Annotated in this window: 23 protein-coding genes; 4 read left to right on the forward strand and 19 right to left on the reverse strand. The window is 37.1% G+C overall.

Annotated features, from left to right (window positions below; translation table 11 throughout):
* Positions 1–161 precede the first annotated feature (161 nt).
* From MKY00_RS17250 to MKY00_RS17280, 7 genes are all read right to left on the reverse strand, one after another.
* Complete coding sequence (locus tag MKY00_RS17250; RefSeq protein WP_016718189.1) at positions 162–1,007, reverse strand: exonuclease; 846 nt, start codon at positions 1,005–1,007, stop codon at positions 162–164.
* 187 nt (positions 1,008–1,194) lie between these two features.
* Positions 1,195–1,395 carry a cold shock-like protein CspB gene (gene cspB, locus MKY00_RS17255; protein WP_001179150.1) on the reverse strand — a complete coding sequence of 67 codons (201 nt, stop codon included), beginning with the start codon at positions 1,393–1,395 and terminating at the stop codon, positions 1,195–1,197.
* A gap of 216 nt (positions 1,396–1,611) precedes the next feature.
* Complete coding sequence (locus tag MKY00_RS17260; RefSeq protein WP_000449506.1) at positions 1,612–2,511, reverse strand: WD40/YVTN/BNR-like repeat-containing protein; 900 nt, start codon at positions 2,509–2,511, stop codon at positions 1,612–1,614.
* Positions 2,512–2,527: 16 nt separating this feature from the next.
* Entirely contained in the window at positions 2,528–2,971 is a 444-nt protein-coding gene (locus MKY00_RS17265; RefSeq protein WP_001062754.1) for a flavodoxin, read from the reverse strand.
* A gap of 139 nt (positions 2,972–3,110) precedes the next feature.
* A complete protein-coding gene (locus MKY00_RS17270) occupies positions 3,111–3,731 on the reverse strand; it encodes an acetate uptake transporter (RefSeq protein WP_000070938.1) in 621 nt (206 codons plus the stop codon).
* An 86-nt stretch (positions 3,732–3,817) separates the two neighbouring features.
* Complete coding sequence (locus MKY00_RS17275; RefSeq protein WP_016718190.1) at positions 3,818–4,213, reverse strand: NUDIX hydrolase; 396 nt, start codon at positions 4,211–4,213, stop codon at positions 3,818–3,820.
* Positions 4,210–4,551, reverse strand: a complete 342-nt coding sequence (locus MKY00_RS17280; RefSeq protein ID WP_012644528.1) for an ASCH domain-containing protein — start codon at positions 4,549–4,551, stop codon at positions 4,210–4,212. The genes MKY00_RS17275 and MKY00_RS17280 overlap by 4 nt, the downstream gene beginning before the upstream one ends.
* A 110-nt stretch (positions 4,552–4,661) precedes the next feature.
* Here MKY00_RS17280 and MKY00_RS17285 point away from each other — a divergent pair, with 110 nt between their 5' ends.
* Complete coding sequence (locus MKY00_RS17285; RefSeq protein ID WP_000966314.1) at positions 4,662–5,219, forward strand: CatB-related O-acetyltransferase; 558 nt, start codon at positions 4,662–4,664, stop codon at positions 5,217–5,219.
* Between the two features lie 47 nt (positions 5,220–5,266).
* Here the strand turns inward: MKY00_RS17285 and MKY00_RS17290 are convergent, their stop codons facing one another.
* Positions 5,267–12,739 (reverse strand): DUF7507 domain-containing protein, encoded by a 7,473-nt coding sequence (locus MKY00_RS17290; RefSeq protein WP_016718191.1) that lies wholly within the window; start codon positions 12,737–12,739, stop codon positions 5,267–5,269.
* Positions 12,740–12,855: 116 nt separating this feature from the next.
* On the opposite strand from MKY00_RS17290, the gene MKY00_RS17295 reads away from it, so the two are divergent.
* Positions 12,856–13,605, forward strand: coding sequence for a (S)-benzoin forming benzil reductase (locus MKY00_RS17295; RefSeq protein WP_016718192.1), 750 nt, complete (start codon positions 12,856–12,858; stop codon positions 13,603–13,605).
* 35 nt (positions 13,606–13,640) lie between these two features.
* Here MKY00_RS17295 and MKY00_RS17300 read toward each other — a convergent pair whose 3' ends face one another.
* The 6 genes from MKY00_RS17300 to MKY00_RS17325 form a co-directional block, all read right to left on the reverse strand.
* Positions 13,641–14,474: a GNAT family N-acetyltransferase gene (locus tag MKY00_RS17300; protein WP_000615396.1), complete on the reverse strand. Its 834-nt coding sequence runs from the start codon at positions 14,472–14,474 to the stop codon at positions 13,641–13,643.
* 67 nt (positions 14,475–14,541) lie between these two features.
* Complete coding sequence (gene argH, locus MKY00_RS17305; protein ID WP_016718194.1) at positions 14,542–16,050, reverse strand: argininosuccinate lyase; 1,509 nt, start codon at positions 16,048–16,050, stop codon at positions 14,542–14,544.
* A gap of 100 nt (positions 16,051–16,150) precedes the next feature.
* Positions 16,151–17,260 carry a serine hydrolase gene (locus MKY00_RS17310; protein ID WP_000751370.1) on the reverse strand — a complete coding sequence of 370 codons (1,110 nt, stop codon included), beginning with the start codon at positions 17,258–17,260 and terminating at the stop codon, positions 16,151–16,153.
* Between the two features lie 117 nt (positions 17,261–17,377).
* Positions 17,378–18,310 carry a nucleoside hydrolase gene (locus MKY00_RS17315; protein ID WP_016718195.1) on the reverse strand — a complete coding sequence of 311 codons (933 nt, stop codon included), beginning with the start codon at positions 18,308–18,310 and terminating at the stop codon, positions 17,378–17,380.
* Between the two features lie 122 nt (positions 18,311–18,432).
* Complete coding sequence (panF, locus tag MKY00_RS17320; RefSeq protein WP_016718196.1) at positions 18,433–19,866, reverse strand: sodium/pantothenate symporter; 1,434 nt, start codon at positions 19,864–19,866, stop codon at positions 18,433–18,435.
* 3 nt (positions 19,867–19,869) lie between these two features.
* On the reverse strand, positions 19,870–20,148 hold the full coding sequence (locus MKY00_RS17325) for a YhdT family protein (RefSeq protein WP_000800722.1): 279 nt from the start codon (positions 20,146–20,148) through the stop codon (positions 19,870–19,872).
* 273 nt (positions 20,149–20,421) lie between these two features.
* On the opposite strand from MKY00_RS17325, the gene dhaS reads away from it, so the two are divergent.
* Positions 20,422–21,906, forward strand: coding sequence for an aldehyde dehydrogenase DhaS (dhaS, locus tag MKY00_RS17330; protein WP_016718197.1), 1,485 nt, complete (start codon positions 20,422–20,424; stop codon positions 21,904–21,906).
* A gap of 50 nt (positions 21,907–21,956) precedes the next feature.
* Here the strand turns inward: dhaS and fabG are convergent, their stop codons facing one another.
* Positions 21,957–22,697, reverse strand: coding sequence for a 3-oxoacyl-ACP reductase FabG (fabG, locus tag MKY00_RS17335; RefSeq protein WP_061183418.1), 741 nt, complete (start codon positions 22,695–22,697; stop codon positions 21,957–21,959).
* A gap of 133 nt (positions 22,698–22,830) precedes the next feature.
* Here fabG and MKY00_RS17340 point away from each other — a divergent pair, with 133 nt between their 5' ends.
* Positions 22,831–22,980, forward strand: coding sequence for a YfhD family protein (locus MKY00_RS17340; protein WP_001035808.1), 150 nt, complete (start codon positions 22,831–22,833; stop codon positions 22,978–22,980).
* A gap of 72 nt (positions 22,981–23,052) precedes the next feature.
* Here the strand turns inward: MKY00_RS17340 and MKY00_RS17345 are convergent, their stop codons facing one another.
* From MKY00_RS17345 to MKY00_RS17360, 4 genes are all read right to left on the reverse strand, one after another.
* A complete protein-coding gene (locus tag MKY00_RS17345) occupies positions 23,053–24,906 on the reverse strand; it encodes a terpene cyclase/mutase family protein (RefSeq protein WP_016718199.1) in 1,854 nt (617 codons plus the stop codon).
* A gap of 99 nt (positions 24,907–25,005) precedes the next feature.
* A complete protein-coding gene (locus tag MKY00_RS17350; RefSeq protein ID WP_000447823.1) occupies positions 25,006–25,431 on the reverse strand; it encodes a divergent PAP2 family protein in 426 nt (141 codons plus the stop codon).
* Positions 25,432–25,510: 79 nt separating this feature from the next.
* On the reverse strand, positions 25,511–26,452 hold the full coding sequence (gene rarD / locus MKY00_RS17355; protein WP_016718200.1) for an EamA family transporter RarD: 942 nt from the start codon (positions 26,450–26,452) through the stop codon (positions 25,511–25,513).
* A 92-nt stretch (positions 26,453–26,544) separates the two neighbouring features.
* Complete coding sequence (locus MKY00_RS17360) at positions 26,545–26,793, reverse strand: DUF1294 domain-containing protein (RefSeq protein ID WP_000871342.1); 249 nt, start codon at positions 26,791–26,793, stop codon at positions 26,545–26,547.
* Between the last annotated feature and the right edge of the window lie 30 nt (positions 26,794–26,823).

Genomic DNA, 26,823 nt, shown 5'->3' on the forward strand with positions numbered 1-26,823 from the left:
TCATTTCTATAGGCTCTAATTTTATGAATATATTAAAAAATTTCTTACCACACCTTAAATTTCAAAGTAGCACAGCAAATCAATTCCTATTTATATGAATACTTTATTCATCCATCAATACAATGACAGTAAATTTATGTAGCTAGAAATAGAGAAGAATGTCATTTAACCTCTGCATTCTTCTCCATCTCAGCCAAATACCTAATCTGCCTTTCCGCTTTTCTAACCGCCGTACGAAAATGTTTTTTCAGAAGTTCTATTGTAGGTTCACTTATATAATATCTTTCCGTTATACTTTCCCACGTGTCACTACTTTCAAATGTACTCCAAACGAAAGGACGCTCTGTATTTTTTCTCATTTCTTTAAATACCCATTTTCGCATCTTTTTTTTCGCTTTTTCTGTTAGTTTTCCGTTCTCTACAAGTTCAAGCTCTCCATGTCTTTTGTAACGTTTATAAATATCTCTCTCGCTATATACTTTAAGAAGTATTTTGGCTGTATTCTCAGCATCCGCTAAAGCACGGTGCTGCTTTCCTTCCCATGTTAAACCAAGTTGTTCTACTGCAGATTGTAAACTTGGTGTATGCTCAAATAAGTCTTCATACGCTTGGAAAACAAATTTTTGCAAATCCATTCTTCTTTCTTTGTCCATACGTGGGCATTCTACACTATGTAACGTACAATCATGAGATAGAAACCGATAATCTTCTTTTCCCCATGTAACAAATATAGAATCTTCTCCGATAAACTGAATAAATTTCTCTATAATTTGCGGAAATTTCTCTACACCCATTAAATCTTTCTTTGTAATTCCCGTTAATTTTGTCGTATGGCGAGTAAGCCTAGCACCCGGTTTTACTAATTCCGAAAATTCTCCAATTACCTTCATTGTACTCGCTTCTATTTTTACAGCCCCGATATCAACTATCTCTGACGGGTCGTCTGATTTATACGGCCTAAAATTTCTCTCTATATCAAACACAATAAAATGTGTAGTGTTTTTCAATTTTTTTACCTCTTTCTAAGTTCCTTTTCACACACATACTTTATTTTCAGTATTTATTTATTCATACACTTTATGCATGTAATACCTTGTCTAAAAAACAAATTCAATCTCATTACTATATGTACATAGGGGGTTATTCAGTAAAAACGCAAAAAAAAAGAAGGGCAAGCCCTTCTTTTTTCCACAATTACTTCTTGTTAACGTTAGTAGCTTGAGGTCCACGGTTACCTTGTTCTACTTCGAAAGTAACTTCTTGACCTTCTTCTAAAGTTTTGAAGCCTTCGCCTTGGATAGCTGAGAAATGTACGAATACGTCTTCTCCGCCTTCAACTTCGATGAATCCGAAACCTTTTTCTGAGTTAAACCATTTTACTTTACCGTTTTGCATGAAAAAAATCCTCCTACAATGTACCTATATGTACATATTCATTTTCAACCACTTTACAAAAATAAGTCAGACATTAAAAAAACTGCAACTCTGAGGAGATTTAACATTGCTATCCTCCTCGGAAGTTACAGCTCATTTAAATCTCTATATTATTAAAAGTAAAATGGTTTAAATATAATATATCATATCAATATAATAAAAGCAAAGTTTTTTTTACTATACAACTTTTTTCTTCCATTGCATTGCTTTTGATTCACCTGATCCAGCTACAACATAGCCTTCTTTTTCGTTCACGATGCGCCAACCATGCCCTTTAACTGAGTCACATACTGTAACAATTCCTTCTTCTAGAAGTACACGACAAACGGTACTAATCCCCGCCTTATTTTGCGTTGACGTTGTATATAGCACATGTTGATCTACACTTAAGTCTAAATAGCTACTTGCTTTTTGCTCACTTTGACATGTGTGCCAATATGTTTTTTCACTCTCTATACTTTCATCTATTTTACAAAAAGAAATATTACCGCTAATCCCCTTGCACGACCCACTGGCTGCTACTAAATAAGAATTGTGTAAAGTCAACGCTGAAATCATCTGATTCATTACGATTTTAATCCTCTTTAATTTACGTGTCTCCAAATTAAAGAGCCAAACACCACCATATTTAGTATGTATTTTCGTACCAATAAATAAGTAATGTTTATATAAAAACAACGATCGAATAGATGGTGCCCCGCCACCATACTCAAGAAATGGATGAATGGTTTCCCATGTCGAACCAAAATCATTCGAATGATACAACGTTTTATCTCCATGAGCAATGACAGTTCCTTCTATATTACTACACACATTCCAACTCGTTGCCTTTGTTGGAAAACGTTGAACCGTCCAATTCTCCCCACCATTCATACTACGAATAAAAATTCCTTCGTCACCTACACCATACACTACATTATCTTCGCTATGTAAATCCCTAATTCGTTTTTGAAAACCATGTAAAATTTGTTTCCATTCTCCGTCTTGTTCAATAAATAAACCATTATATGTAGTAGCTAACATAAGCTTTCCATCTCTTAACTTTGTAATAGCGGTCGCACTTAACATTGTCTCCACGTTGACACTCCCATTCTTAGAACTTCTCAGCAAATGCAATTGCAAAATTACTGCATTTTTCAACATCCTCTTCATCTTCTGGAGCTAGTTCGATTTTCAACCCTTCTTGTACAAGCTCTGCACCGCGCTCTACAAGTCTTTCTTCAAATATCGTTACCGCTTCACAAAATAGTTCATACGCCGTATCACCTGATCCGAATACCGCTGCTTTCTTCCCTGATAAATCTATATTTTCTAAGTCATCATGGAAATCTTCCGCTTCAAATGGCAATTCCCCATCTCCCCACGTATAAGACCCTAAAATGATTCCATCATAAGCTAATAACTCTTCAGCATCCATGCCTTCCATTTCTTGCAATACTACTTCATGATCAAAGGCATCTAAACTAACTTTAATTAAATCAGCAATACTCTCTGTATTTCCTGACATACTCGCATAAGCTATTAAAATTTTCGCCACTTCGGCATCCCCCTCTTACAATAAATGATTCTCATTCTCATTATATTAATAATGAGAATCAATTTCAATTATATTTTTTTATTTTTATTTATTCCATATAAAAAAGCACAGATGACTATACAATCATCTGTGCTTTTTATTACTTTTTAAAAATACCAAACGGCTTTCCAACTGGTAAAACAACTTTTCCAAAGTGTGTGTTTAACACTGCTGCTGCTGAACCATAGAAAGATAATAATGAAATAAGAAGTTCAGAATATGCTGCTAAATTATGCATTGCATGCGGCATAACACCTAAAGTACTTAATGAAAGACCAATAAATAAGAAATCAATAAGAACGAAAATCATAAATAATACTTTATGTGTTTCCATTGCACCAATTGTCATAAAGATTGTGAAAATCAAATATCCGATAAAGGCTACACCAAGCTGTTTTGAATCTGCAGCTTGTGCTAATTTTTCGCCGAATACTCCAAGTTGAATTAACCAAGTCATTCCAACGCCTAGCCAAAATAGACCGTACGCACCGAATGCTGTTGTACCGAATGTATTGTTATGCTTTGCATCATGAATGCACGCAAAGATTTGTGCAAATCCTCCTAAAAAGATTGCCCACGGTAATACGAGTGAAACGCCATCTGTTAAGCCTAACTTTTGAGATGATGCTACAAGTGTTACCATCGCTAATCCAAATAGACCGATTCCAGATGGATCTGCTGTTGTCATTTTCACATGATGTGTAGTTGTTTGATTGCTCATATAAACCTCCTGATTATAAACATACTCGAATACAATACTTAAATCAGAAGGCTATGTCAATGGTTTTTTTTGTATGTTGTCAGACTTTACTTTTTATAATGATTGAATATACTTCCGACCACTTCATACGGTTTTATATTCACTTTTTCCAACTCATATATCGGCAACCATAACGGAATATAAATCCCTCTATCTTTCATTTCGAATTCTTCAGCTTTACCACTTCCAAAAACTCCACCTATAATATCGGCATTAAAATAATACTCCGTACTCTTATACTCCACCTTTGCAATTAAATGCTCCACTTTTATATGTACCCCTAATTCTTCAAAAATTTCTCGCCTTGTTGCTTCTTCAGGTGTTTCTCCTTCTTCGATTCCTCCGCCTGGAAAAACATAGTACGTTTCATCTTCTCGAATACGTTTTATAAGAGCTATTTTTCCTTTCTGCACAATGATAGCCGCGCCGCGATTTCTTATCATTTTATTACCTCAATACCAATCGCAACTGTTCCCCACTTTTGTTCTTGTTCTTTCGTATATATTTTGTATGTACTTTCTAACATTTCCTCTAAACTATCATTTTCACAATCCAATAATTTTTTATCAATTTGTTCGTACATTGCTTGAAAGTTTTCGTATCGTTTTATCTCCGTTACTTTTACAGCCATCGTTGCTGCTGTCGTAAGGTTCGTAAATATAATATGATCGCCTTGTTTTATGAGTTGACGTTTTTTATCGTATAAGCGCACTTCATACACTTTTTTCCCTGATTGAATTGACTGAAAAGGTTTATTATATAATCCCATCTCATACCTCATACATTCCACTCCCATTTATTCATTTTACTTATTAACACTGGTCACCTTACTACACCTTGCATATAATATTCCACGCTTATTTCTTGATTGAGAAAGAAGGTTGAAGAATCATGTTATATTTAAATCAAAAACCTGAATATAGTAAGTATGATATCGGTGATTATACTTATAGTAAAGTAGGTCCAACTATTTTTTCTTGGAATGATGAAACGAAATTAAAAATAGGTAAGTTTTGTTCATTAGGAGAAGACGTTGTTTTCATACTTGGCGGAGAACATCGCGCGGACTGGATAACGACTTATCCATTTAACGCTCTTTTCAGCGAAGGAGCCCATATTACTGGTCACCCCTCTTCAAAAGGTGATATCGTAATCGGCAATGATGTATGGATTGGTTATCAATCCTGCATTTTATCTGGTGTTACAATTGGTAACGGTGCCATTATTGGTGCCAAAAGTGTTGTTACAAAAGACGTCCCTCCATATGCAATTGTGGCTGGTAATCCAGCAAAATTTATTCGATATCGTTTCCCGCAAGAAACAATTGACAAACTAGAGAATCTTGCATGGTGGGATTGGGACATTTCTGTTATAAAAAGAGCGATTCCATTACTACTCTCCGACAAAACCGATGAATTTTTCACCTCGCCCGAAAAAGAATCTACATGATTCATGCAGAAAGAGCATCCTTCTCTTACAGGATGCTCTTTCTGCATTTATTTTTTCTTTATTTGCAAGTGATCACACGGAGAACATTGAAAAGGAATTTTCCCTAAACAATTAAGATTCGTTTCACAAATTTGTTCTATCGTTGGAACGAACGGAATGACGACTATATTACTTTCTACTATTTGTGTAACAGGTGGCAATACTGTACCTACTTGATGTTCGAAACGAATACTCGCTTGATTAATATAATTTCCTGAACCACTTGGTGCGCTCTGCACTACTACTTGGAACGAAACGGTTCGCGCTTGACCAGGATTTAAACTTCCTATAAGAAATCCTGATACTGGGTTTACATTTGGCACTGACGTATTATCAACCGCTACAGTTCCAAGGACAAATTGAACACTACTATCTAACATATCTTGAAAACGAATATTTTGTATTGCTGTATCCCCCGTATTTGTAATAACTGTCGTAAACGTAATAACATCTCCAATCGTTGCTGCCTGTAAATCTGCTGTTTTTACGACTGTCGTTGAGACATTTTGAGAAATAAACGGGATAACAACTGTATTGCTATCACCTTCAACTACTACTGGCGGCTCATTCGGGTTTACAATTGCAAGCCCATTTGCTATAGCAGTATTTGTAACTAAATTATTTATTTGTCCTCCTGTTATTACAACTTGGAAATTAATAATTGCCGCATCATTTGGCTGAAAATCACCTAACGGGATACCAGTATTCGGATTGGCAAATGGGAGAGGTACATCATTTACCGTTACCGTGCCATTTATAAATAACGTATTCGGATCAATGATATCTGTTAAAATAATATTCGTCACAGGAACTGTACTGTCATTTATAACGGCGATTCCATAAGTGATAACATCTCCTACCATCGCTACTTCAAAGTTTGCTCCTTTTGCAACAAATAAGATTGCAGTATTTACCGTTACTATAACTGTATTGCTCGTATCCATCACTGTAACTGGCGGCTCTCCTGGTACTAAAATATATTCTGCCAACGCCCCTGCAACGTTCACTACTGTACCACCATCTGGAAAACTTGTAATCGTAGCTTTATATGTTACAAGTGCGGTCTCACCAACTGGAATATCTTGTATCGTAAATCCGAGCTGCGGATTTAACCCCGGTTGTGAAACTCCATTTATCGTTACACTATTTGCGACGAAATCGGCTTCTGGAGATAGCACATCTATAAATTGAACATTCATTGCATCAGCAGTACCAGTATTTAATATACGAACCGTATACGTTACCGTTTCTCCTACTCCAACAACTGAATGATCTACTTCTTTTAGCATATCTAAGCTGCCTCTATTTACTGGCGTAACCGTCGTATTACTTGAATTCGTAATTGTAAACGGAGGTTCTCCTGGAATCAATTCGAAATCACCCGTTACTCTCGCTGTATTCATAATGCTACTAGAAGGTGGAACCGCGATTACATTTACTTCAAATGTAATTAATACACTATCTCCTACTGCAAGATTCGGTAATGAAAAGCCTACAAATGGATCTAAGCCTACTTGCGGAATTCCATTTATTTGTACACTTCCAGGAACGAATTCTAAACTAGGTGATGGGACGTCAACAAACTGAACATTCGTCGCTGTTACCGTTCCCGTATTTGTAACTTGCACACTATACGTTAACGTATCTCCTACTCGCGTTGCTTGTTTATTTACTGTTTTTATTACATTGAAGCGCCCTCTATTCACCCTCGTTATTGTCGTATTACTTGGCTGATTTACTATAACTGGTGGCTCTCCTGGCACTAAAGTAAAGCTTCCTGTTATATTTGCAACGTTCGTAATTGTTCCTGATGACGGGATGTTTGTAACTGTCGCTTGAAACGTCACGATAACCGTTTCACCAACTGGTATATCTCCAACTCCAAATCCAGTAATCGGATTTAAGTTTGGTTGCGGGGCTCCATTTATCGTTACACTATTTGCTACAAATGACGCACCTGTTGAAATGGTATCAATAAACTGAACATTGTTAGCTGTTACTGTTCCTGTATTCGTTATTTGTACTGTATACGTCAATATATCTCCCACTAGAGTAGCGACTCTATTTACTTGTTTAATAGCATTAAAGCGTCCTCTATTTACAGTTGTGAGTGTTGTATTACTTGGCTGATTTACTATAACTGGTGGTTCTCCTGGTACTAATATAAAGCTTCCAGTAACATTTGCCGTATTGGCAATTGTTCCGTTTGACGGAACGCTAACAACTGTTACTTGGAATGTGACTTCTACACTTTCACCTGGATTTATATCTGGAAGCGTGAACCCATTATTCGGATTGAACCCAGGTTGTAACACACCGTTTATCGTTACACTGTTCGGTATGAATGTTATAGAGGAAGGTAATACATCACTATATTGAACATTCGTTGCTATCACGGTTCCCGTATTTTGAACTACTGTTGTATATGTGATTGTATCGCCTACCGCAACAACCGGCTGACTTACTGATTTTAATACATTTAAACCAGGCTCATTGATTTCTGTTAATGTCGTATTACTCGTCGTTGTTTCCGTAATAGGCGGCTCTGTTTCACTTACTGCAAATGTAGCTGTAACGTCTACAAAGTTAACAACTGTCCCACCTTCTGGTATGATTTTTACCTTCTCTTGATATGTGACACGTACAAAATCACCTACAGGTATATTTGGAACTGTAAAACCACTAAAAGGATCTAATCCTGGTGCCGGTACCCCATTTATGCTCACACTTCCTGGTACAAATTCTACACCCGCGGAAGTAGTATCGATAAATTGAACATTCGTCGCTGCCACTGTTCCAAAATTAAAGATAAATACATTATAAGTTAATATTTCTCCTACAGTTGCTACTTCTTTATCTACTAGTTTCAATGGAAAGATAAACGCTATATTAATTGTCGTAACGACTAAATTCGTTAATATCGTTTCCGTAATCGGTGGTTCTTGCGGATTTGGTTGTGAAGTAAATGTAACATCTGCATCATTTAATATGACTTCATTATCTGGAATTTCCGTAATCGTCACTTGGAACGTCACAGTAATATTTGCACCTGCATTTAATAACGGAGTAACTGTAAAGCCTACTTCTGGATTTAATCCAGGTTGCTGTATTCCACCTATCGTTACACTGTTCTCAACAAACGTCGTCCCTTCTGGAATGACATCCTGGAAGAGTACGTCTGTAACAGGGATAATTCCTACATTCGTTATTAACACTGTATACGTTAATACATCTCCAACAGCTCCGGCGGCAACATTTACTGTTTTTGTTGCTGTCACTTCGCCAGGAGGAGGTAATGGTATTGTAACTACCGTTGTATTACTTGAATTCGTTGTTGTTACAGGTGGTTGTAAAGGATTTAATAAGAAAGTGGCTGTAGCAGATGCTGTATTTAATACTGCTCCGCGTGTAGACGGTGCAATTACCGTAGCTTGGAACGTTACTGTCAACGATGTTCCAGACACAATATTAGGAAGCGTGAAACCTATATTCGGATCGAATCCAGGTTGAGGCGTTCCATTTATCGTTACACTATTTGCTACAAATGTCGTTTCTGGAGCAATTGGATCAATGAAAGAAACATTTGTTGCTGTTACTGTACCGTTATTTCGAATGACAACAGAATATGTGTAAGTTTCTCCAAGTGCTGCTTGTTGTACAGATGCAGATTTTTGTATATTTAATTGTGCTGTGTTTACTTGCGTCACTACAAAATTACTATTTGTAATAGTCGTTATTGGAGGGTTTGCTGGATTTATAAGAAAACTTGCAGTAACGTTCGATTGGTTTCGAACATTTCCACCGCTCGGAATACTCTTCACTGTAACTTGAAACGTAATCGTGGCCGTTTGTCCGACCGGAATATTTGGTACTGAGAATCCTGCCATAGGATCCGCGCCTTGCTGAACGACTCCGTTGATTGTTACACTATTTACTACAAACGCAGTACCGGAGGGAATTTGATCTTGAAAAATAATATTCGTCGCAGGAACAGTTCCTGTATTTTGAATAAGAATCGTATACGTTAACGTATCCCCTACTCCTGCTTGTGGTGTATTTACACTCTTCATTATATTAAGTGATCCTACATTCACTCGCGTCACAACAATATTACTAATCGTTACAATTGTAATTGGTGGCTGGAGAGGACTTACTTGGAAATCAGCAGTTACATTCGCATTATTCGGAAGAACTCTATTTGATGGTACACTTGTGATTGTCACTTGGAAAGTAACTGTTACCATCCCTCCTACCGGAATATTAGCAAGTGGAAATCCAGTTGTCGGGTTTAAACCTGGTTGAGGTGTTCCATTTATTGTTACACTGTTTGCTACAAACGTTGTTCCAGAAGGAATCGGATCAAGGAATGATACATTTGTCGCTGCTACTGTTCCACTATTTTGTATACGAACTGTATACGTTAACGTATCTCCTACACCGGCTTCAGTAGCACTTACACTTTTCATTACATTTAATCCTGAAGAATTCACGACCGTCATAACAGTATTACTTGGTACTGTTACAGTAATTGGTGGCTCTGTTGGATTCAGAAGGAAATCTCCAGTGACATTCGCATTATTTACAACATTATTTCCTTGGGGAATTTCATCAATTAATACTTCAAACGTAACAATTACATTCGCCCCAGTAGGCAAATCATTTAACGGGAATCCAAGTTCTGGATCTGCACCTTCTTGTAAAATACCATTAACCAATACACTGTTTTCAATAAATAATGTTCCTTGTGGAATTGAATCTTGGAAAAACACATTTGTAGCTGGTACACTACCTGCATTTATGATTTCAATTGTATATACTAAAACGTCCCCTACAGTTGCAACAGCAGTATTCACTGATTTCACAACTTCAAAGTTCCCTGATTGTACTGTTGTATTCACAATGTTACTTGGAACATTGATTGTTACGGGTGGTTCACTCGGATTCACTTGAAAACTTGCTGTTACATTCGCCTGATTTAAAATATCTTCATTTTCTGGATCCTGTACAATTAATACATCAAATGTAACTACGACTGTTTGAGCCGCAGGAATATTAGGAAGAGAAAATCCTGTATTCGGATTCAATCCACTTTGTGGTACTCCATTAATTGTTACAGAATTTGCAACAAATGAAACAGCAGAAGAAATAGGGTCTTGGAAAAATACATTTGTTAACAGAACGTTTCCTGTATTTTGGACGGCAATTGTGTATGTTAAAGTATCCCCTACCGCCGCTTGTGTTGTATTCACTTCTTTTATTACATTTAAACCGCCTGTATTAATTTGTGTTACCACTGTATTCGTCATTCTATTAATTGTAACTGGCGGCTGATTCGGATTAACAACAAAATTAGCAGATACACTCCCCCGATTCGCAATCGTACCTCCCGATGGTGTAGATGTAACTCGAACTTGAAATGTAACAGTCCTACTTCCGCCAGGAGATATATTAGCTACTGTAAACCCAGTCGCTGGATTTGCCCCAGGTTGTGAAACCCCGTCCACAGTCACACTATTTGCGATAAAAGTCGTTCCAACTGGAATCGGATCTTGAAAAATAACATTTGTCGCAAGTACATTTCCGATATTCTCAATAGTAATAGTGTACGTAAGAACGTCATTCACTGTCGCAAAAGCTCTATCTACTGTTTTTCTCGTTCTTATATCAGCTATATTAATAGTAGTCACTACAGTATTACTTGTCGCTTGCCCTGAAACTGGTTGTTGACCAGGCACTGGGGTAAAGGTAAATGTTGCACTCGCACGGTTCGGAATTGGATTGACAAGAGGATTAGATGTTACTCGAACTTGAAAGCGCACTACAGTCGTTTGTGAAGCATTAATACTTCCTAGATTAATACTACTTGCTGGATTCGCTCCTGGACGCGCTACTCCATTCACTGTAACACTATTTGGAACAAATGTTGTTCCAGCCGGGATGCTATCAACAAAAATCACATTGTTTGCAGCAACATTTCCATTATTTGTGACATTAACTGTGTACGTTAATACATCATTAAGTGTCGCAGTCTGTAGATCTACAGATTTTTGCATACTTATAGTTGCTTGGTTCACTGTCGTTTGTACAGTATTTGAAGAAGACATACTAGTAATAAGTGGACTACCGACGAAAGGACGGAATTGATACGATACCATTGCACGATTTAAAATAGGATTTGGATTCGGGAATGATGTTATTCGAACTTGAAATGTAACGATTCTTTGAGCATTATTTGGTATCGTTCCTAAATTAATTCCACTAGTTGGATTTGCACTTGGTTGTGTTACTCCACCTACCGTTACACTACCATCTATAAATGTTGTGCCGTTCGGAATACTATCTTGTAATACAACGTTGTCCGCACTTCCTGTTCCTGTATTCGGAACTGTAATCGTATAAGTGAGAATATCCCCTATACCTGCAACTGCTTTATCAACAGATTTGGCAGGATTTATAATCGGCCCCGTCGCATCAATTCGAACACCAAAACCAGCCGCAGCATAACCATCACCATTTGTAACGAACCGAACGGTTGCTGACGTTTGATTATTTACTAATGATGATGAAGCATCTACGTTTGTAATATCCCATCCTTGTCTTCGAACAGCCAAAGCTACCCCTAACGGCTGGTTTAAATCTCCAAATGTACCGCTCGTATCTAAATTTCCGCTGTCATTACAAATTTGAGACTGGAAGAAATTATTTGCAGGGTTTCTCGGCCCGAATAATGCAACTGTAGCATTTGGGTTTGGTCCAAAGCGAAGTTGATCTCCAGAAATGTTGGAATCTCCCTCTTGTGCAGTTACAAGTACCCTTCCTGTTACAGCTCCTGTAGCTGGCGTAGCAAATCCTGAAATAGTAGCATCAACTGGTGGTGATGAAGCATCAATAATTTCTTGACCTGCATATACTGACAAATTTCGAAGTGGTAAACTTGCATTTTGATACACAACCTCAAGCGTCCATCCCGCTGAACGGCTAATTGTTGGGTCAGCTGAAGTTCTTGCAGCTGGCACAGCACCCGTTGTATACGTGCCTGCCCCACCTGCACTAACAAGATTCGTTACATTGGCAGAGCGAGCATAATAAAACTGGTTTCCTACTGAACCTTGCTGCGCAGTAGCAGGATCTGGCGTAACAGAAAACGTTCCTGCTGGCGTTGTAAATGTAATGTTATCATTTAAAAATGGTAAAACATCTTCCGTATCAGTCCGGAAAGTACCAGCCCAAACTAATTCTGCATATAACACACTGCTTCCCGCTGGAAGATTTAAAATTGCACTTGAAGAATTCAATTGCCACTCATCTGTTGTCCCTGCTGGGAATCCTGGTACTTGCAGCGCTGTATTTACTGTCGTAAACACAGCAAGTGTACCAAAAATATTACCTGGTGCAGGTGATGTAGGGCTAAGTCCCAGCGTATTCCCAGTAAACGTGACGGCACCAGGTACTGTTGTCGTAAAACGATTTATAAAAGGCACACAATCATCTCATTTCAATTATAGTAAAAAGTGCTCTATACTATAAAATGTAGACAAACTATACAATGTACGTTGTCCAACAAAATTCCGCACATATGAGAGGAGTTTATAAAACTATGCGCTACGTTATCATAACAGGAACTTCACAAGGTTTAGGTGAGGCTATTGCCACACAATTGTTAGAAAAAAATACAACTGTCATCTCTATTTCTAGAAGAGAAAATAAAGAGCTTACGAAACTCGCAGAACAATATAATAGCAATTGTGTTTTCCACTCCTTAGATCTTCAAGATGTACATAATTTAGAAACGAACTTTAACAAAATCATTTCATCTATTCAAGAAGACAGTGTATCTTCTATTCATTTAATTAATAATGCGGGTACGGTTGCCCCTATGAAACCAATTGAAAAAGCAGAAAGTGAACTGCTCATTACGAACGTTCACATTAATTTACTTGCGCCAATGATCCTCACCTCCACTTTCATGAAACATACGAAAGAATGGAAAGTAGATAAACGTGTTATAAACATTTCATCTGGTGCAGGAAAAAATCCTTACTTCGGATGGGGCGCTTATTGTACAACGAAAGCTGGCGTAAATATGTTTACACAGTGCGTAGCAACCGAAGAAGCAGAAAAAGAATATCCAGTAAAAATCGTGGCTTTTGCACCTGGTGTTGTTGATACAAATATGCAAGCACAAATTCGGGAAACAAATAAAGAAGACTTCACAAACTTAGACCGCTTCATTACATTAAAAGAAGAAGGAAAGCTATTATCACCCGAATATGTTGCGAAAGCTATTCGGAATTTATTAGAAACCGAAGACTTCCCTCAAGGCGAGGTTATTAGAATTGACGAATAACAAAAAGGCGTGCTATTTTAGCACGCCTTTTTGTTCTACTTCTCTAAAAATATGAGTACAGACTCCGCAATTTGCTCATAACCGATTTCTTGATAAATTTTATTCGATGTCGGATTCGCTAGATCAGTATATAACGTAGTCGTCTTGTACCCTTCATCTAACATACGTTGACTAAGTGCCGCTACACAATTAGATGCGTATCCCTTTTTCCTTGCTTCTTTAGGTGTATATACGAAATTAACTGTTATATTATTTTTAGTTGGACGTGTTTTTGCTGCTACAGAAACAAGTTTCCCGTCTACTTCTAGACCAAATAAACGATGATTAGTAATTAATGTATGTGCCGTTTGTTTTGCTTCTTCTTTCGTAGTAGGAAGATTCACATCTTCACAAAATTGATATATCCACTCTTCTATTAATGTTAGTTCATCACTACTTACTTCTCGAAAAAACCCATCCTCGCTCGGTTTCTTCTTCACTTCTTTCAACTCATATACCCCTTGCTCCATTACAACATTCGTTTTCTTATTTTCTAACACCGCAATCTCTTCTGCTAAGTGCTGTACAACTTTCTTATCACCAATTAATCCAGGAATATCCGGATATATTTTCGTTAACTCTTTTGCAAGCTCCTTGATAGCTACTCCCGAAATTTCAGAAGTTGCAACAATAATTTGTTTCTTCTCTTCTGTTTGAAGAAATACAACTGCAATTTCTTCTCCTTGTTTCGCTATCCCCATAAATATCGGTTGGTGGACCATTTGTAATACGCCTAATATGAGATTATTTTCCTGTTCATTCTTTTCTAGAAATGGTGTAACCTCTTCTTTAAAATTAACAATCTCTTCATATACATGCAATTGAATCATCGACAATCTCTTCTCTCTATTTATAGTTTTATTAAGGTATTGGCGCTTAATTCACTAAATTCCTCTTTTACGATTCAATAATATTTGAAGCTAACGTATTCAAATCATTTTCAGCTTGTAAAATTCTCTGTTTTTCCTTTTCAAATACCTCTTCTTCTTGTCGAAATGACTCTTTTCGATTGTTAATCATGCGCTCCATTTCTTTTTTACTCGGCCCACCGTATACATTTCTTTTTTGTATAAAAGCTTCTGGCGATATAATTTCTTTCCACTCTTTTTCTAATAAAGTTATATTAAATTTTTCTTGTAAGTACATATTCACATCTTTCAAATGTAATTCATGAAGCTCCTTTTTCTGCTCCAATAACATATTTGCAATAGCACTCGCTGCATGATGCGCATGCCGAAATGGAATGTCATAGTTTTTTGTTAAAGCATCTGCGAAATCAGTTATCGTAATTGCATGTTTATAGGAACGATTTTTCAACGTTTCTTCCTCTACTTTCATCGTTCGAATAACTGCATTCATAATAGAAAAAACACGAATAGCCTTTTCAATCCCTTTATATAAATACGGCTGCAAGTCATCCTCTGTATCCACAATATCACCAAATGGTGTATTATGAATCATTTGAAATACTGTAAATGCTTCTCCTAAAGCACTACTCGTAATTGCACGGGCGTGTTCAATAGAAACTGGATTTCGCTTTTGCGGCATAATACTACTAATTTGCACATATGGCTTCGCCACAGTAATACCATCATATTCTTTCGTCGCTAATAGTAAGAAGTCATGGATCCATCTGCTCGTATTCGTCATCATTACCATAAGTAAAGAGCTAACTTCTAATAAATAATCCGCTCCAGCAACAGCATCATATGAGTTCTCAATTACATTTGTAAACCCAAGTAAATCGGCAACTCGCTCTCGTTTAATTTGGAAACTTGTTGTAGAAAGCGCAGCGGCTCCCATTGGCGACTGATTTAAAAGTTTGTACGTTTTTTTCATGCGTTCTAAATCTCTCTGCATCGTATCATAAATCGCTAACGTATAATGACCAAATGTCGTTGGCTGTGCTGGTTGTGTATGTGTATAAGCTGGCATAATCGTTTCCTTATGATCAGAAGCAAGTTGCAGCATACTTTCCTGCAATAACAAATGATGTTCCATTAATCGTAATACATACCGTCTTAAACTCATGCGATACATCGTTACACCCATATCATTTCTACTTCTACCAATATGCATATTACTTACAAAATCGCTTTTTGCTTCTTGAGAAATTAAATGTTCCACTAAAAAAAAGAGATCTTCATGCTGCTCTGTATAGAGCAATTGCTCTTCTGGCATTCCCTCGACCTTTTTTAATGCGTGTAATATAACTTTACCTTCTTCCTTTTTCATTAAATTTTCTTCCATCAGCATTGTAATATGCGCTTTATGCACTTGAAACATATCTTTCAATAAGTAATTTCGTTGAAAATTAAATACATGTTGTAATACACAATTCACATATGTTTTCCCAGGGAAATCAGCGCCTTCACTCTTTATAAACTCTTCTTTATTTTGTTTCATCACCTTTTCCCCTTTCACCTAAGTATTACTACCCATCATACCCAGATATAGCAAAAAAGTGCTTGTATATAAAAATAAACTCGGCGCCTCTGCACCGAGTTTACTTAATAAAAGTCGCATCATACTTATCACTTTGCAACACTTGGAAATGTAAGTTTGCTAAATGTTTCCGTATTTCTGCACTGTCGTCCTCATTTAAATTATTTGCTAAGAACACTATTTCTGTACAGTTCCCGCGTTTATCCATTGCATAAACTGCCTTTGTAACTGTCCATGGTGTATAACCATTTTTTTGGCCTGCATGTCTAAATGTTTTACGATATTTCTTAGCGCTCATATCTGTTTCAACGATATTCGCCCATACTTTTTCTTCAGCTTCTGTTAGGCCACCTTTATGATTTGCCTTTTGAAGCAGTACCATATAATCGTTTGCAGAAGCAGCTGGCAATCGATCTGACCAAATTTTATCGTAACGTTCCTCTAAATAAAGAGGAATTTCCTTCTGTAATAATGGCCCCTTCTTTTTTAAGCGTTCATGAATAATCATTGCATATTCACGATATTGCTCTTGAGACATTTCTTTTAACTTCTTCTCTATTTTATATTTCGGAACATGTAATTCTTTATGCAAATATCCTGGAATGTATAAAGATGAAACGATTGGAAATAGCGGCTGATGTGCTGGAAGCGATAAACTTTGTAAATTCCGATTAATATTATCTAATCCTAACACTTCCATTAAATATTCAGCATTCGCATTCGAACTAAACTTAACCATTCCTTTTGCCACTTCTTCTAAAGAAACCGCTCCTTCAGTTATCTTGCCTGTCTTCTCCAAATATCTTTGCCATCTATCTTGTGCACCACCATCTGTATTCGGTACATAATACCGATTCACGTCATTAATGGAAACAAAACTAGACGAATCAATTTTCCCTTCCGTAACTTGTTTCGTATATTCAAGCGCCACAATTAATTTCATTGTACTAGCAACTGGCAATACAACGTTAGGATTGACAGAATAAACAACTTTATCATTTCTCTTTACTAGAAGCGCACTATTTTTTTCATCTTTATGTTCTTCAATAAAGGATGCAATATACTGTGCATCATCATTATTTGAACTCCACACTTTTTTCACTAAAAAGTTACCCGATATTAGCAAAACGAAAATACCCACAATCACTGCGCATACTATAGTTTTTTTCAAATAAAATTCCTCTCTTATTGTGTAACTCTTCTCTATCTATCTCTTACAAACAAAATAATGGAGATGATTATTTTAGTAATCATCTCCATTATTTTAACTTGTATTCTCCCATTATGTCTACGTCATAATTTTAACGAAATCTTCGAGGAATTTTTTATAATGTAACGACCAACCAATTCGCACCCAATTCTTTAATGCTTTTGAGTCAGGTTGAGGCCGGAAATCAGCAATACTCTCTCCTTTTGCAATTCCAACTGTATCTACATCGACTCGGCGATATACATAATCCAAAAGGGACGGATTTGCCGCTACCATCATTGTAACGACATCATGTACTGGACTACCTGTTATTTTCGGGTTTAACTTTTTATATGCTTTATAATAATACGTAAATATCGGCTCGATCAACTTATTGAAACTCGTTTTAGAGTGTTTTGTAATATATTTTACCATTTCCGGCGTAATAATAGCTTCAGATGTAACGTTAAGTGGCACTAATGTCACATTCTTAGCATTTTGCATAACTAATTGTGACGCAATGGGATCACCATGAAAATTCGCCTCTGCGACTGGTGTCACATTTCCAGGCATTAAAAAAGCACCACCCATTATATAATATTCTTTCACAAACTTCATCATCGGCTTTTCTAAAATAAACGCTGTCGCTAGTGTCGTTGACCTACCTGCATCAACTATAATTAATTCTCCTTTATACTTTTCAAGAATATCAAAAAAAGAACAAAAAGGTTTTATATTTGGTGAAAAAGTTTTTGGAGGTTTAATTGGTCCTAAACCGTCTGCCCCATGAATTTCTGGATAATACGTTGTAACATCTCCGGATAAAGGGATTTTTGCACCATTAATAACAGGTATATCCTCTCGCCCTGCCATTTGCAATAAATATGCTGCATTACTCGTTGCCTTTTCCTGCGTTACATTTCCATATCCCGTTACAACACCAACAATATCAATATCAGGATGCATAATTCCATACATGATGGCTAAAGAGTCATCAATTCCCGGGTCTCCCAAAAATAACACTTTTTTCATCGACCTCAACTCCATCCCCTCAATTGTTATTAATTTATGAATAGTCATTGATATACAGAATAAAAAAGAACAAATTCATACGAAAAAACGCAGTCCTATAAGGACTACGTTTTTCATATAACCTATGCTGTTTTTTTCACAGCACTCATACTTCCAATGATGTAAGCGATAAACGCTAAGCAAATCGGGAAGACAACCGTATGTATACCGAACGGATTTGGGTAGAAAAGATGGATACACATATATGACCCTACTCCAACTACAATAGACGCAAGCGCTCCTGTTGCATTCCCTTTTCTCCAATATAACCCTAATACGATCGGCCAAATGAATGCTGCTTCTAATCCACCGAAAGAAAATAAATTTAACCATATTAAAAAATCTGGTGGTTTAATTGCTGCTGCATAAACGAGCAGCCCTACGATAGCAGTAATCCATAAACTTCCTTTTCTAATCGTACTATCTGCTGCATCTTTATTTATGTAATTCACGTATATATCTTTAATGATTGATGAACTTACAAGTAGCAATAACGAGTTTACTGTAGACATAATGGCTGCCATTGGTGCAGCTAAGAAAACCCCAGCTAGCCACGGTGGCAACACTTCCATCGCGAGTAGCGGCATTACTTTATCTGGTACTGTTATACCTGGAAGTACGACTCGTGCGAACACACCCGTTAAATGCATACCAATCATAATGGTACCCACAACAATCGTCCCAATTATTAACGCTTGATGCATCGCTTTTGAATTTTTATAAGACATGGCACGCACACTAATTTGCGGTAAACCAACAACGCCAATTCCAATTAAAATCCAAAATGATGTCACATATGATTTCGTTAAGCTTCCATCCGCTCCGAATGGTGTAATTAAATTCGGATTGATTTGAACAAGTTCCTGCATAATCTTTTCAATTCCACCACCGGCAACGACAGTAGCGATTAAAATGATTGTCGTCCCAACTAACATAATGATACCTAATAACGTATCTGATAAAGCAACTGCACGAAATCCACCAATTAATACGTACACAAGTACAGAAAAAGTAAATAAAAATAGTGCTGTTGTATAAGAAAGACCCGTTAGCGACTCAATTAATCGGCCACCGCCGACCCACTGAGCTACTGTTGCTGAAAATAAAAAGATAATAATACATAACGCAGAAAGTATGACAACTGCTTTATTATTATATCTTCCCTTTAAATAATCGATAAGAGTAATAGCTTCCATCTTCCTAGCAATAATGGCAAACTTTTTACCGATAACTGTTAAAACGATATACCCTGTTACAACTTGAATCGCAGATAACAATACCCATCCAAGCCCCATATTGTATGCTATACCAGGGCCACCAATAAAGCTACTAGCACTACCGTACGTAGCAATCATTGTCATTGCTAATAATAAACCACCGAGCTCACGCCCACCTAAAAAATATTCTTGCAAAAACTTATTATGGGCAGTCGCTTGTACACGTCTTGAAGCATATACACCAATTAAAAATACAACGATAAACGAAATTATCATTGGAATGATTACATACCAATTCATCTATTATTCCTCACTTTTTTCTTCCTCATCGAGTGAAATATCTTGAAATACAAAACGAACAACTAAACTAAGTAAAATAACCATAACGATAAAACCAACGATACAGCTATAAAAAAACCATGCTGGAAAACCAAATACATATGTATATTCACTTGGATTTTTACTACCAAGCCCATAAGCAAATCCGTACCATATTATAAAATTGATAATAGCAAGTCCAAGACCAATTAACGCTTCTCTATGGGCGATTCGAAAGCGTGGATCATCATGATAATTCTTCATTTTTCTCCCTCCTCTCACGATGTATTATTGTACCATTGTTCTTCTAGTTTTTCCTACTAGAAAGCAAAAACAAGCAGGATTTTTTATAATCATATAGAAGACTTTCTTACATTACATATTTTTTACAATTGTAACACAAATGAAATTTGAATTTTCAGTATTTGTTAATTATGATTTTAATTAGAGGCTTTCCATCTAGTTTCCACATCCTTGATTTCGGAATAAACGCCGTCTCGTACTGCGTTTACATTATATTTTCAAGGGGGTTATACAATGAGTCAACTAGCTGTAAATCTTCATGAAAAGGTAGAAAAGTTTCTTCAAGGTACAAAAAAGTTATATGTGAATGGATCCTTTATTGAAAGCGCTTCCGGTAAAACATTTAACACACCTAACCCAGCAACTGGCGAAACACTTGCCGTCGTTTCTGAAGCTGGTCGCGAAGATATTCATAAAGCTGTCGTTGCAGCTCGCATGGCTTTTGACGAAGGTCCTTGGTCTCGCATGAGCCCTGCTGAGCGAAGCCGGCTTATGTACAAGTTAGCTGATTTAATGGAAGAACATAAAGAAGAGCTTGCACAGCTTGAAACGCTAGATAACGGAAAGCCAATCCGTGAAACAATGGCAGCAGACATACCACTTGCAATTGAGCATATGCGCTATTATGCTGGCTGGGCGACGAAAATCGTTGGTCAAACAATCCCTGTTTCCGGTGATTACTTTAACTATACACGCCATGAAGCTGTTGGTGTCGTTGGTCAAATTATCCCTTGGAACTTCCCGCTTCTTATGGCAATGTGGAAAATGGGAGCAGCGCTTGCTACAGGATGTACAATCGTTTTAAAACCTGCAGAACAAACTCCACTATCTGCCTTATACTTAGCTGAATTAATTGAAGAAGCTGGATTCCCGAAAGGTGTTATTAATATCGTTCCTGGATTCGGTGAATCAGCTGGACAAGCTCTTGTTAATCATCCACTCGTTGATAAAATTGCATTTACTGGTTCTACTCCAGTCGGTAAGCAAATTATGCGCCAAGCATCTGAAACATTAAAGCGCGTTACACTTGAGTTAGGCGGTAAATCACCAAATATCATCCTGCCAGATGCTGATTTATCTCGCGCGATTCCTGGTGCACTTTCTGGTGTTATGTTTAACCAAGGACAAGTATGCTCTGCTGGATCACGTTTATTTGTTCCGAAGAAAATGTATGATAATGTCATGGCTGACCTTGTTCTTTACTCTAAAAAATTAAATCAAGGTGCTGGCTTAAGTCCAGAAACTACAATCGGTCCTCTCGTTTCTGAAGAACAACAAAAACGTGTAATGGGCTACATTGAAAAAGGAATTGAAGAAGGTGCTGAAGTACTATGCGGAGGAAGTAATCCATTCGATCAAGGATACTTCGTTTCCCCTACTGTATTCGCTGACGTTAATGATGAGATGACGATTGCAAAAGAAGAAATTTTCGGTCCAGTTATTTCTGCAATACCATTTAACGATATTGATGAAGTAATTGAACGTGCAAATAAATCACAATTCGGCTTAGCAGCTGGTGTGTGGACAGAAAATGTTAAAACAGCACACTACGTTGCAAGTAAAGTACGTGCTGGTACAGTATGGGTAAACTGTTATAACGTCTTTGATGCAGCATCTCCATTTGGAGGATTTAAACAATCCGGTCTTGGTCGTGAAATGGGATCTTATGCATTAAATAACTATACAGAAGTGAAGAGCGTTTGGCTTAACTTAAATTAAGGAGAAAGAACCTGACCTATCCGGTCAGGTTCTTTTCATTATGTATTCCTTTAAACTTGCAATCCTCCGCTCACATTTAATACTTCTCCTGTAATATAGGATGCGTATTCTGATGCTAAAAAGGCTGCTGCGTTCGCAATATCTTCTGGTGTTCCAATTCTACCAACTGGAATCGCACCAACCATCTTTTCTTTCACTTTATCTGGTATCGTTTTTGTCATATCTGTATCCATAAACCCTGGACAAATCGCATTACACGTAATACCGAAACTTCCAACTTCTTTCGCTGCCGTTTTCGTTAAACCTACAACGCCTGCCTTCGTAGCCGCATAATTTGCTTGACCTATGTTTCCTTCCCTACTAATTGAAGATATATTAATAATGCGTCCATACCCTTGTTGTCTCATGTAAAGAAGCGCTGGTTGCATACAATAAAAAACACCGGTTAAGTTCACTTGTAACACTTGTTCCCAAGCAGACTTCTCCATTTTATGTAACATTGCATCTCTTGTAATCCCAGCGTTATTCACCAAAATATGTAATGTACCGAATTTTTGAACCGCATATTCAATTAACGACTTCGCTTCATTTTGATTACTCACATCACATCGATATGAGCACACTTCATATCCTTCGTCCGATAACTCACGTGTCGTTTTTTGTAGCTTCTCTTCATTTACATCGCTAATTAATACTTTCGCCCCTAGTTTTGCATACACCCTTGCAATCTCTCTTCCAATTCCCTGTGCAGCTCCTGTTACAACAGCTGTTTTCCCATTTAAAAACTCCATTCCTATCCCCCATTTCTATTACTTATACTGTATATTTCGGCTTTTTACTTTCCAATTCCTCTTTGTATAAAAAAGTCTATTTGTGTCAAACTAACTTTGCAACGTCGCATAGAGTGCAAGGAGATTGTGTCGAATGAACAAAAAAAATTTCAAACAAAACAAAGCTACTGATGGCATTGATGTAGAGTTCTCTCGTGAACTTGCTGACCACAATGACTTAGAAGCAAATGCACGTGCAAATGCCGCTGATGCACGTCAAAAACGCCAGTCAACTGAAAAATAAGGAAAACACAACCTTATTCTTTTCAACAGGGACCTACTACCCAACAAAATAAACCGAGAGGTATCTCTCGGTTTATTTTCTATATTTTTTTATATAATGTGCCAAAGTAAGTAGTGGATATATATGGGCATAGCTATGGTAACGAATATAAAACCCACCTGGTAAACCTGTTCCAGTAGGATATTTTTCATTCACATAAGGATTCGCAAGCAAATATGAAATACCTTTTCGAATAATTGGCGTTTCTGTATCATAGTAAGAAATGAGAGCATCTAGCGCCCATGCCGTTTGGGATGGTGTACTAAATGGTAAAGTAACGAACCTTTTCTCCACACTACTGTGGCATGATTCTCCCCATCCACCGTCTTTATGCTGTATATGTTCAAGCCATAAAGCTGCACGTTTTAATGATGGATTGCTAGATGGAATTCCGAGTGACCGTAAACCTGTCATCACCGCCCACGTACCATATATATAACAAATCCCCCATTTCCCATACCATGATCCATTTTTCTCTTGTACATTCATTAACCAATTTATCGCTCTTTGTTTTTGTTTCTCTGGCAATTCATTTTGTGCATATGTTCCGAAAAGCTCTAACACTCTTCCTGTAATATCTGGTGTAGAAGGATCCGTAATCATGTCGCTTGCATTTTCGATTGGTAAATTTGCTAATAAATTGCTCGTCACACCTTGTTCAAATGCTCCCCAGCCACCATCATTATTTTGTAATCCTTTAACCCAAGTGACTCCTTTCTTCCAGGCATAATCTATATTTTCATTCCCTCTATTTTTTGCCAATGCTCTTAGCACAGCTGTTGTATCATCAACATCAGGGATTGTCGTATTCACATCCGAAAAACCCCAACCGCCTGGAGCAAGCGCCGGTGCATGTACGCTCCAATCAGCTTTTTTTGTATGCTGTTTTTTTAATAAATATGCTGTTGCATTTTGAAGCATTTTATTATCTTTCGGAACGTGGGCCTCTTGTAACGCATAGCTGAGTAAAGCTGTATCCCATACAGTTGAAGGAGAGTTTTGCAAATGATTACCGCTTTCCATCTTCCATATATAAGATGTTATCCCGGTTATAGCATTTTGAATTATTGATGATTGAAGAGAATGCCCTAACGCAAGTAAAGCATAAATCATATAAAACGAGGCAGTTGCGTAACTATATAACGTTCCATTTTCATCAATACGCTCTTTCATAAATCGTTCGACTTCCTCATACCCTTTATGATGTAACGAGAGTGGATACGAGATAATTTGTTTTACATCACTTACTAACGTTTGAAACAACGGAGACCGCTCCTCCCGAAACCATTCTCCGCCCCCGCCTGCAATGTGATTTAAATTTGGTAATAACTTTTTCCCTACTCGAAACCTTTTATTTAAACAGAGCATCATCGGAATTAAATGGATACGTGCTGAGCTACTCAATTCAAATATACTGAGGGGAGAATCATTCTGTAGAAACATGATTGGTGTTGGCAAATGAAAGAGTGAAGGATATTCATATTCTCCATGAACCGCTAATAAAAACTTCGTCATAAAATGAGCACGCGCTACCCCGCCACGTTCCTTAATAAACATTTCAGCTCGCTTCATATTCGCATCTTCTTTTGTATATTTTTTTGAAGCCAGTAAGGCAGCATAAGATTGAATTGTAGCAGATAAATTACCACCTACTTCATCTTCATACAATTTCCATGTTCCTTCATTTGTTTGAAGTGATGCTAATCTTTTTACAAACGGTTCTATCTCTTTATCTCTACCTAATAATTTTAACAAAAAAATCATATGGCAATCTGTTAACGGAGCTCCTTCAAAACAAAATCGCCACGTACCATCTTGCCATTGCATCGATTGAAGTGCAGTTGCTCTTCTCGCTATTTCTTCATGCGCTTTTTCATATAATAACAAGTTACTCACCCACCCTTTTGAAATCCGTATAACGATATTCAAGAAAGTAGCTGAATATGTATGAATACAAAGAAAAGCAGAACATATAAAATGTTCTGCTCATAAACAATATCCTACTCCGACAATAATCCCTAATAAAGCACCAACTACTACTTCATACGGTGTATGCCCGACAAGTTCATTTAACTTCTTATATTCTGTTTGTCTACCGTGAAAAAACTCATTCAATATTTTCGCTTGTTTACTTACCGCAAGCCTTACTCCTGAAGCATCATACATAACTATAATGGCAAAAATAGCAGCAATTGCAAATAAAGTACTTTCCACACCTTCTACAACGCCAACACCTGTCGCCAGTGCTGTAACAGTTGAAGCATGAGAACTTGGCATCCCACCTGAAGCGAAAAACTTTGCAAAATCAAATTCACCCGTTTTGACTAATTTAAAGACTACTTTCGTTAATTGTGCTAAAAACCATGAAATTACAGCGGCCATAAGCGGATCATTATGTAAAATTGTTTCCACGTTCTCAGCTCCCTACTAGCTATAATGGAAATCCTTTATAGTAACAGTATAAAGAAAAATGCGTAGAAAATACTACGCATTATGATACTTTTGCTGATTTATTTTTTATAAATTTCGGTTGTTTCTGCACCAAGAACTTTGTTTTCGCTACCGAGAATACAAATAATGCAACCCATATACAGAAAAATGCAATCATATGAGTAGATGTGAAATGTTCACCAAATACGAATACACCTAAAATCAAACTAATTGTTGGTGCAATATATTGTAAAAACCCTACCATATAAAGCGGAATAAGTTGGGCTCCTTTTGCAAAATAAAAAAGTGGCAATGCTGTAACAATGCCCGCCCCTATTAATAGTAATGTCGATAACATTGAAATCGAGCCAAATGAGCCGAAACCATGTACTCCTGTCATTACTAGATAAATAATCGCAAACGGCGTCACTAACATCGTTTCCATCGTAAGTCCAATTGTCGCATCATAGTTTAACAATTTTTTCGTTAATCCATATAATCCAAATGAAAGGGCAAGTGATAAAGAAACCCACGGGATAGCCCCGAAACGTACTGTTAAAATGATAACCCCTACCCCAGCCAAACCAACTGCAACGTATTGCCAAAAGTTTAACTTTTCCTTTAAAACCACTGTACCAAGTAAAATACTAATAAGTGGATTAATATAATAGCCAAGACTTGCTTCAATAACATGATTATGATTAACGGCCCATATGTAAACAAACCAGTTTCCGCTAATCAAGACAGAAGCTATTGTTAATGACATTAATAATTTAGGTCGTTTAAAAAGATTCACGAACTCCCCAATAAACTGACGAAATCTCTTCGTAACACCTAATACGATTAACATAAACACGAACGCCCAAACGATGCGGTGTGCTAATATTTCATCTGCTGGAACTTCCTCAACCCATTTCCAATAGATTGGTAGTATTCCCCACATCGTATACGCACCAGCCGCATATATAATCCCTTTTTTTTGCTCTGCTGTTTGACTCCCCATCTTCCTTTTTCTCCTCTTCTCATTTTTTCTCCATTATACGTTCCCACGTGCTCACTTTACCAATAATCAATCTGCATTTCTTTCGACATTTCTCATACAACGAATAATAAACATACCGTTATTACAACAAGTAACGGTATGCCGAAAACAAATTTCTTTTTATGAGTTTTATGATGAAACATATACATACCAATCCAAGCTCCAACTGCTCCCCCAGCTGCTGCTGATAAAAACAACGTACTTTCTGGCGTTCTCCACTGTTTCTTCTTCGCTTTTCGTTTATCAAGCCCCATAAGGCTAAAAGCTATAACGTTAATCATAATAAAATAAATCCATTTCATCGCTTTCTCTCCCTATGAAAAATTCGCTTA

It is taken from the genome of Bacillus sp. FSL R9-9834, from assembly GCF_038006905.1.
GTDB lineage: Bacteria > Bacillota > Bacilli > Bacillales > Bacillaceae_G > Bacillus_A > Bacillus_A pacificus.

Coding starts and splice junctions, on each gene's coding strand:
- MKY00_RS17295 (WP_016718192.1), top strand. CDS start 12,856: ATGCGCTACGTTATCATAACAGGAACTTCACAAGGTTTAGGTGAGGCT.
- MKY00_RS17340 (WP_001035808.1), top strand. CDS start 22,831: ATGAACAAAAAAAATTTCAAACAAAACAAAGCTACTGATGGCATTGAT.
- MKY00_RS17270 (WP_000070938.1), bottom strand. CDS start 3,731: ATGAGCAATCAAACAACTACACATCATGTGAAAATGACAACAGCAGAT.
- MKY00_RS17300 (WP_000615396.1), bottom strand. CDS start 14,474: ATGATTCAATTGCATGTATATGAAGAGATTGTTAATTTTAAAGAAGAG.
- MKY00_RS17360 (WP_000871342.1), bottom strand. CDS start 26,793: ATGAAATGGATTTATTTTATTATGATTAACGTTATAGCTTTTAGCCTT.
- dhaS (WP_016718197.1), top strand. CDS start 20,422: ATGAGTCAACTAGCTGTAAATCTTCATGAAAAGGTAGAAAAGTTTCTT.
- MKY00_RS17315 (WP_016718195.1), bottom strand. CDS start 18,310: ATGAAAAAAGTGTTATTTTTGGGAGACCCGGGAATTGATGACTCTTTA.
- argH (WP_016718194.1), bottom strand. CDS start 16,050: ATGAAACAAAATAAAGAAGAGTTTATAAAGAGTGAAGGCGCTGATTTC.
- MKY00_RS17285 (WP_000966314.1), top strand. CDS start 4,662: ATGTTATATTTAAATCAAAAACCTGAATATAGTAAGTATGATATCGGT.
- panF (WP_016718196.1), bottom strand. CDS start 19,866: ATGAATTGGTATGTAATCATTCCAATGATAATTTCGTTTATCGTTGTA.
- rarD (WP_016718200.1), bottom strand. CDS start 26,452: ATGGGGAGTCAAACAGCAGAGCAAAAAAAAGGGATTATATATGCGGCT.
- cspB (WP_001179150.1), bottom strand. CDS start 1,395: ATGCAAAACGGTAAAGTAAAATGGTTTAACTCAGAAAAAGGTTTCGGA.
- fabG (WP_061183418.1), bottom strand. CDS start 22,697: ATGGAGTTTTTAAATGGGAAAACAGCTGTTGTAACAGGAGCTGCACAG.
- MKY00_RS17325 (WP_000800722.1), bottom strand. CDS start 20,148: ATGAAGAATTATCATGATGATCCACGCTTTCGAATCGCCCATAGAGAA.
- MKY00_RS17275 (WP_016718190.1), bottom strand. CDS start 4,213: ATGATAAGAAATCGCGGCGCGGCTATCATTGTGCAGAAAGGAAAAATA.
- MKY00_RS17280 (WP_012644528.1), bottom strand. CDS start 4,551: ATGAGGTATGAGATGGGATTATATAATAAACCTTTTCAGTCAATTCAA.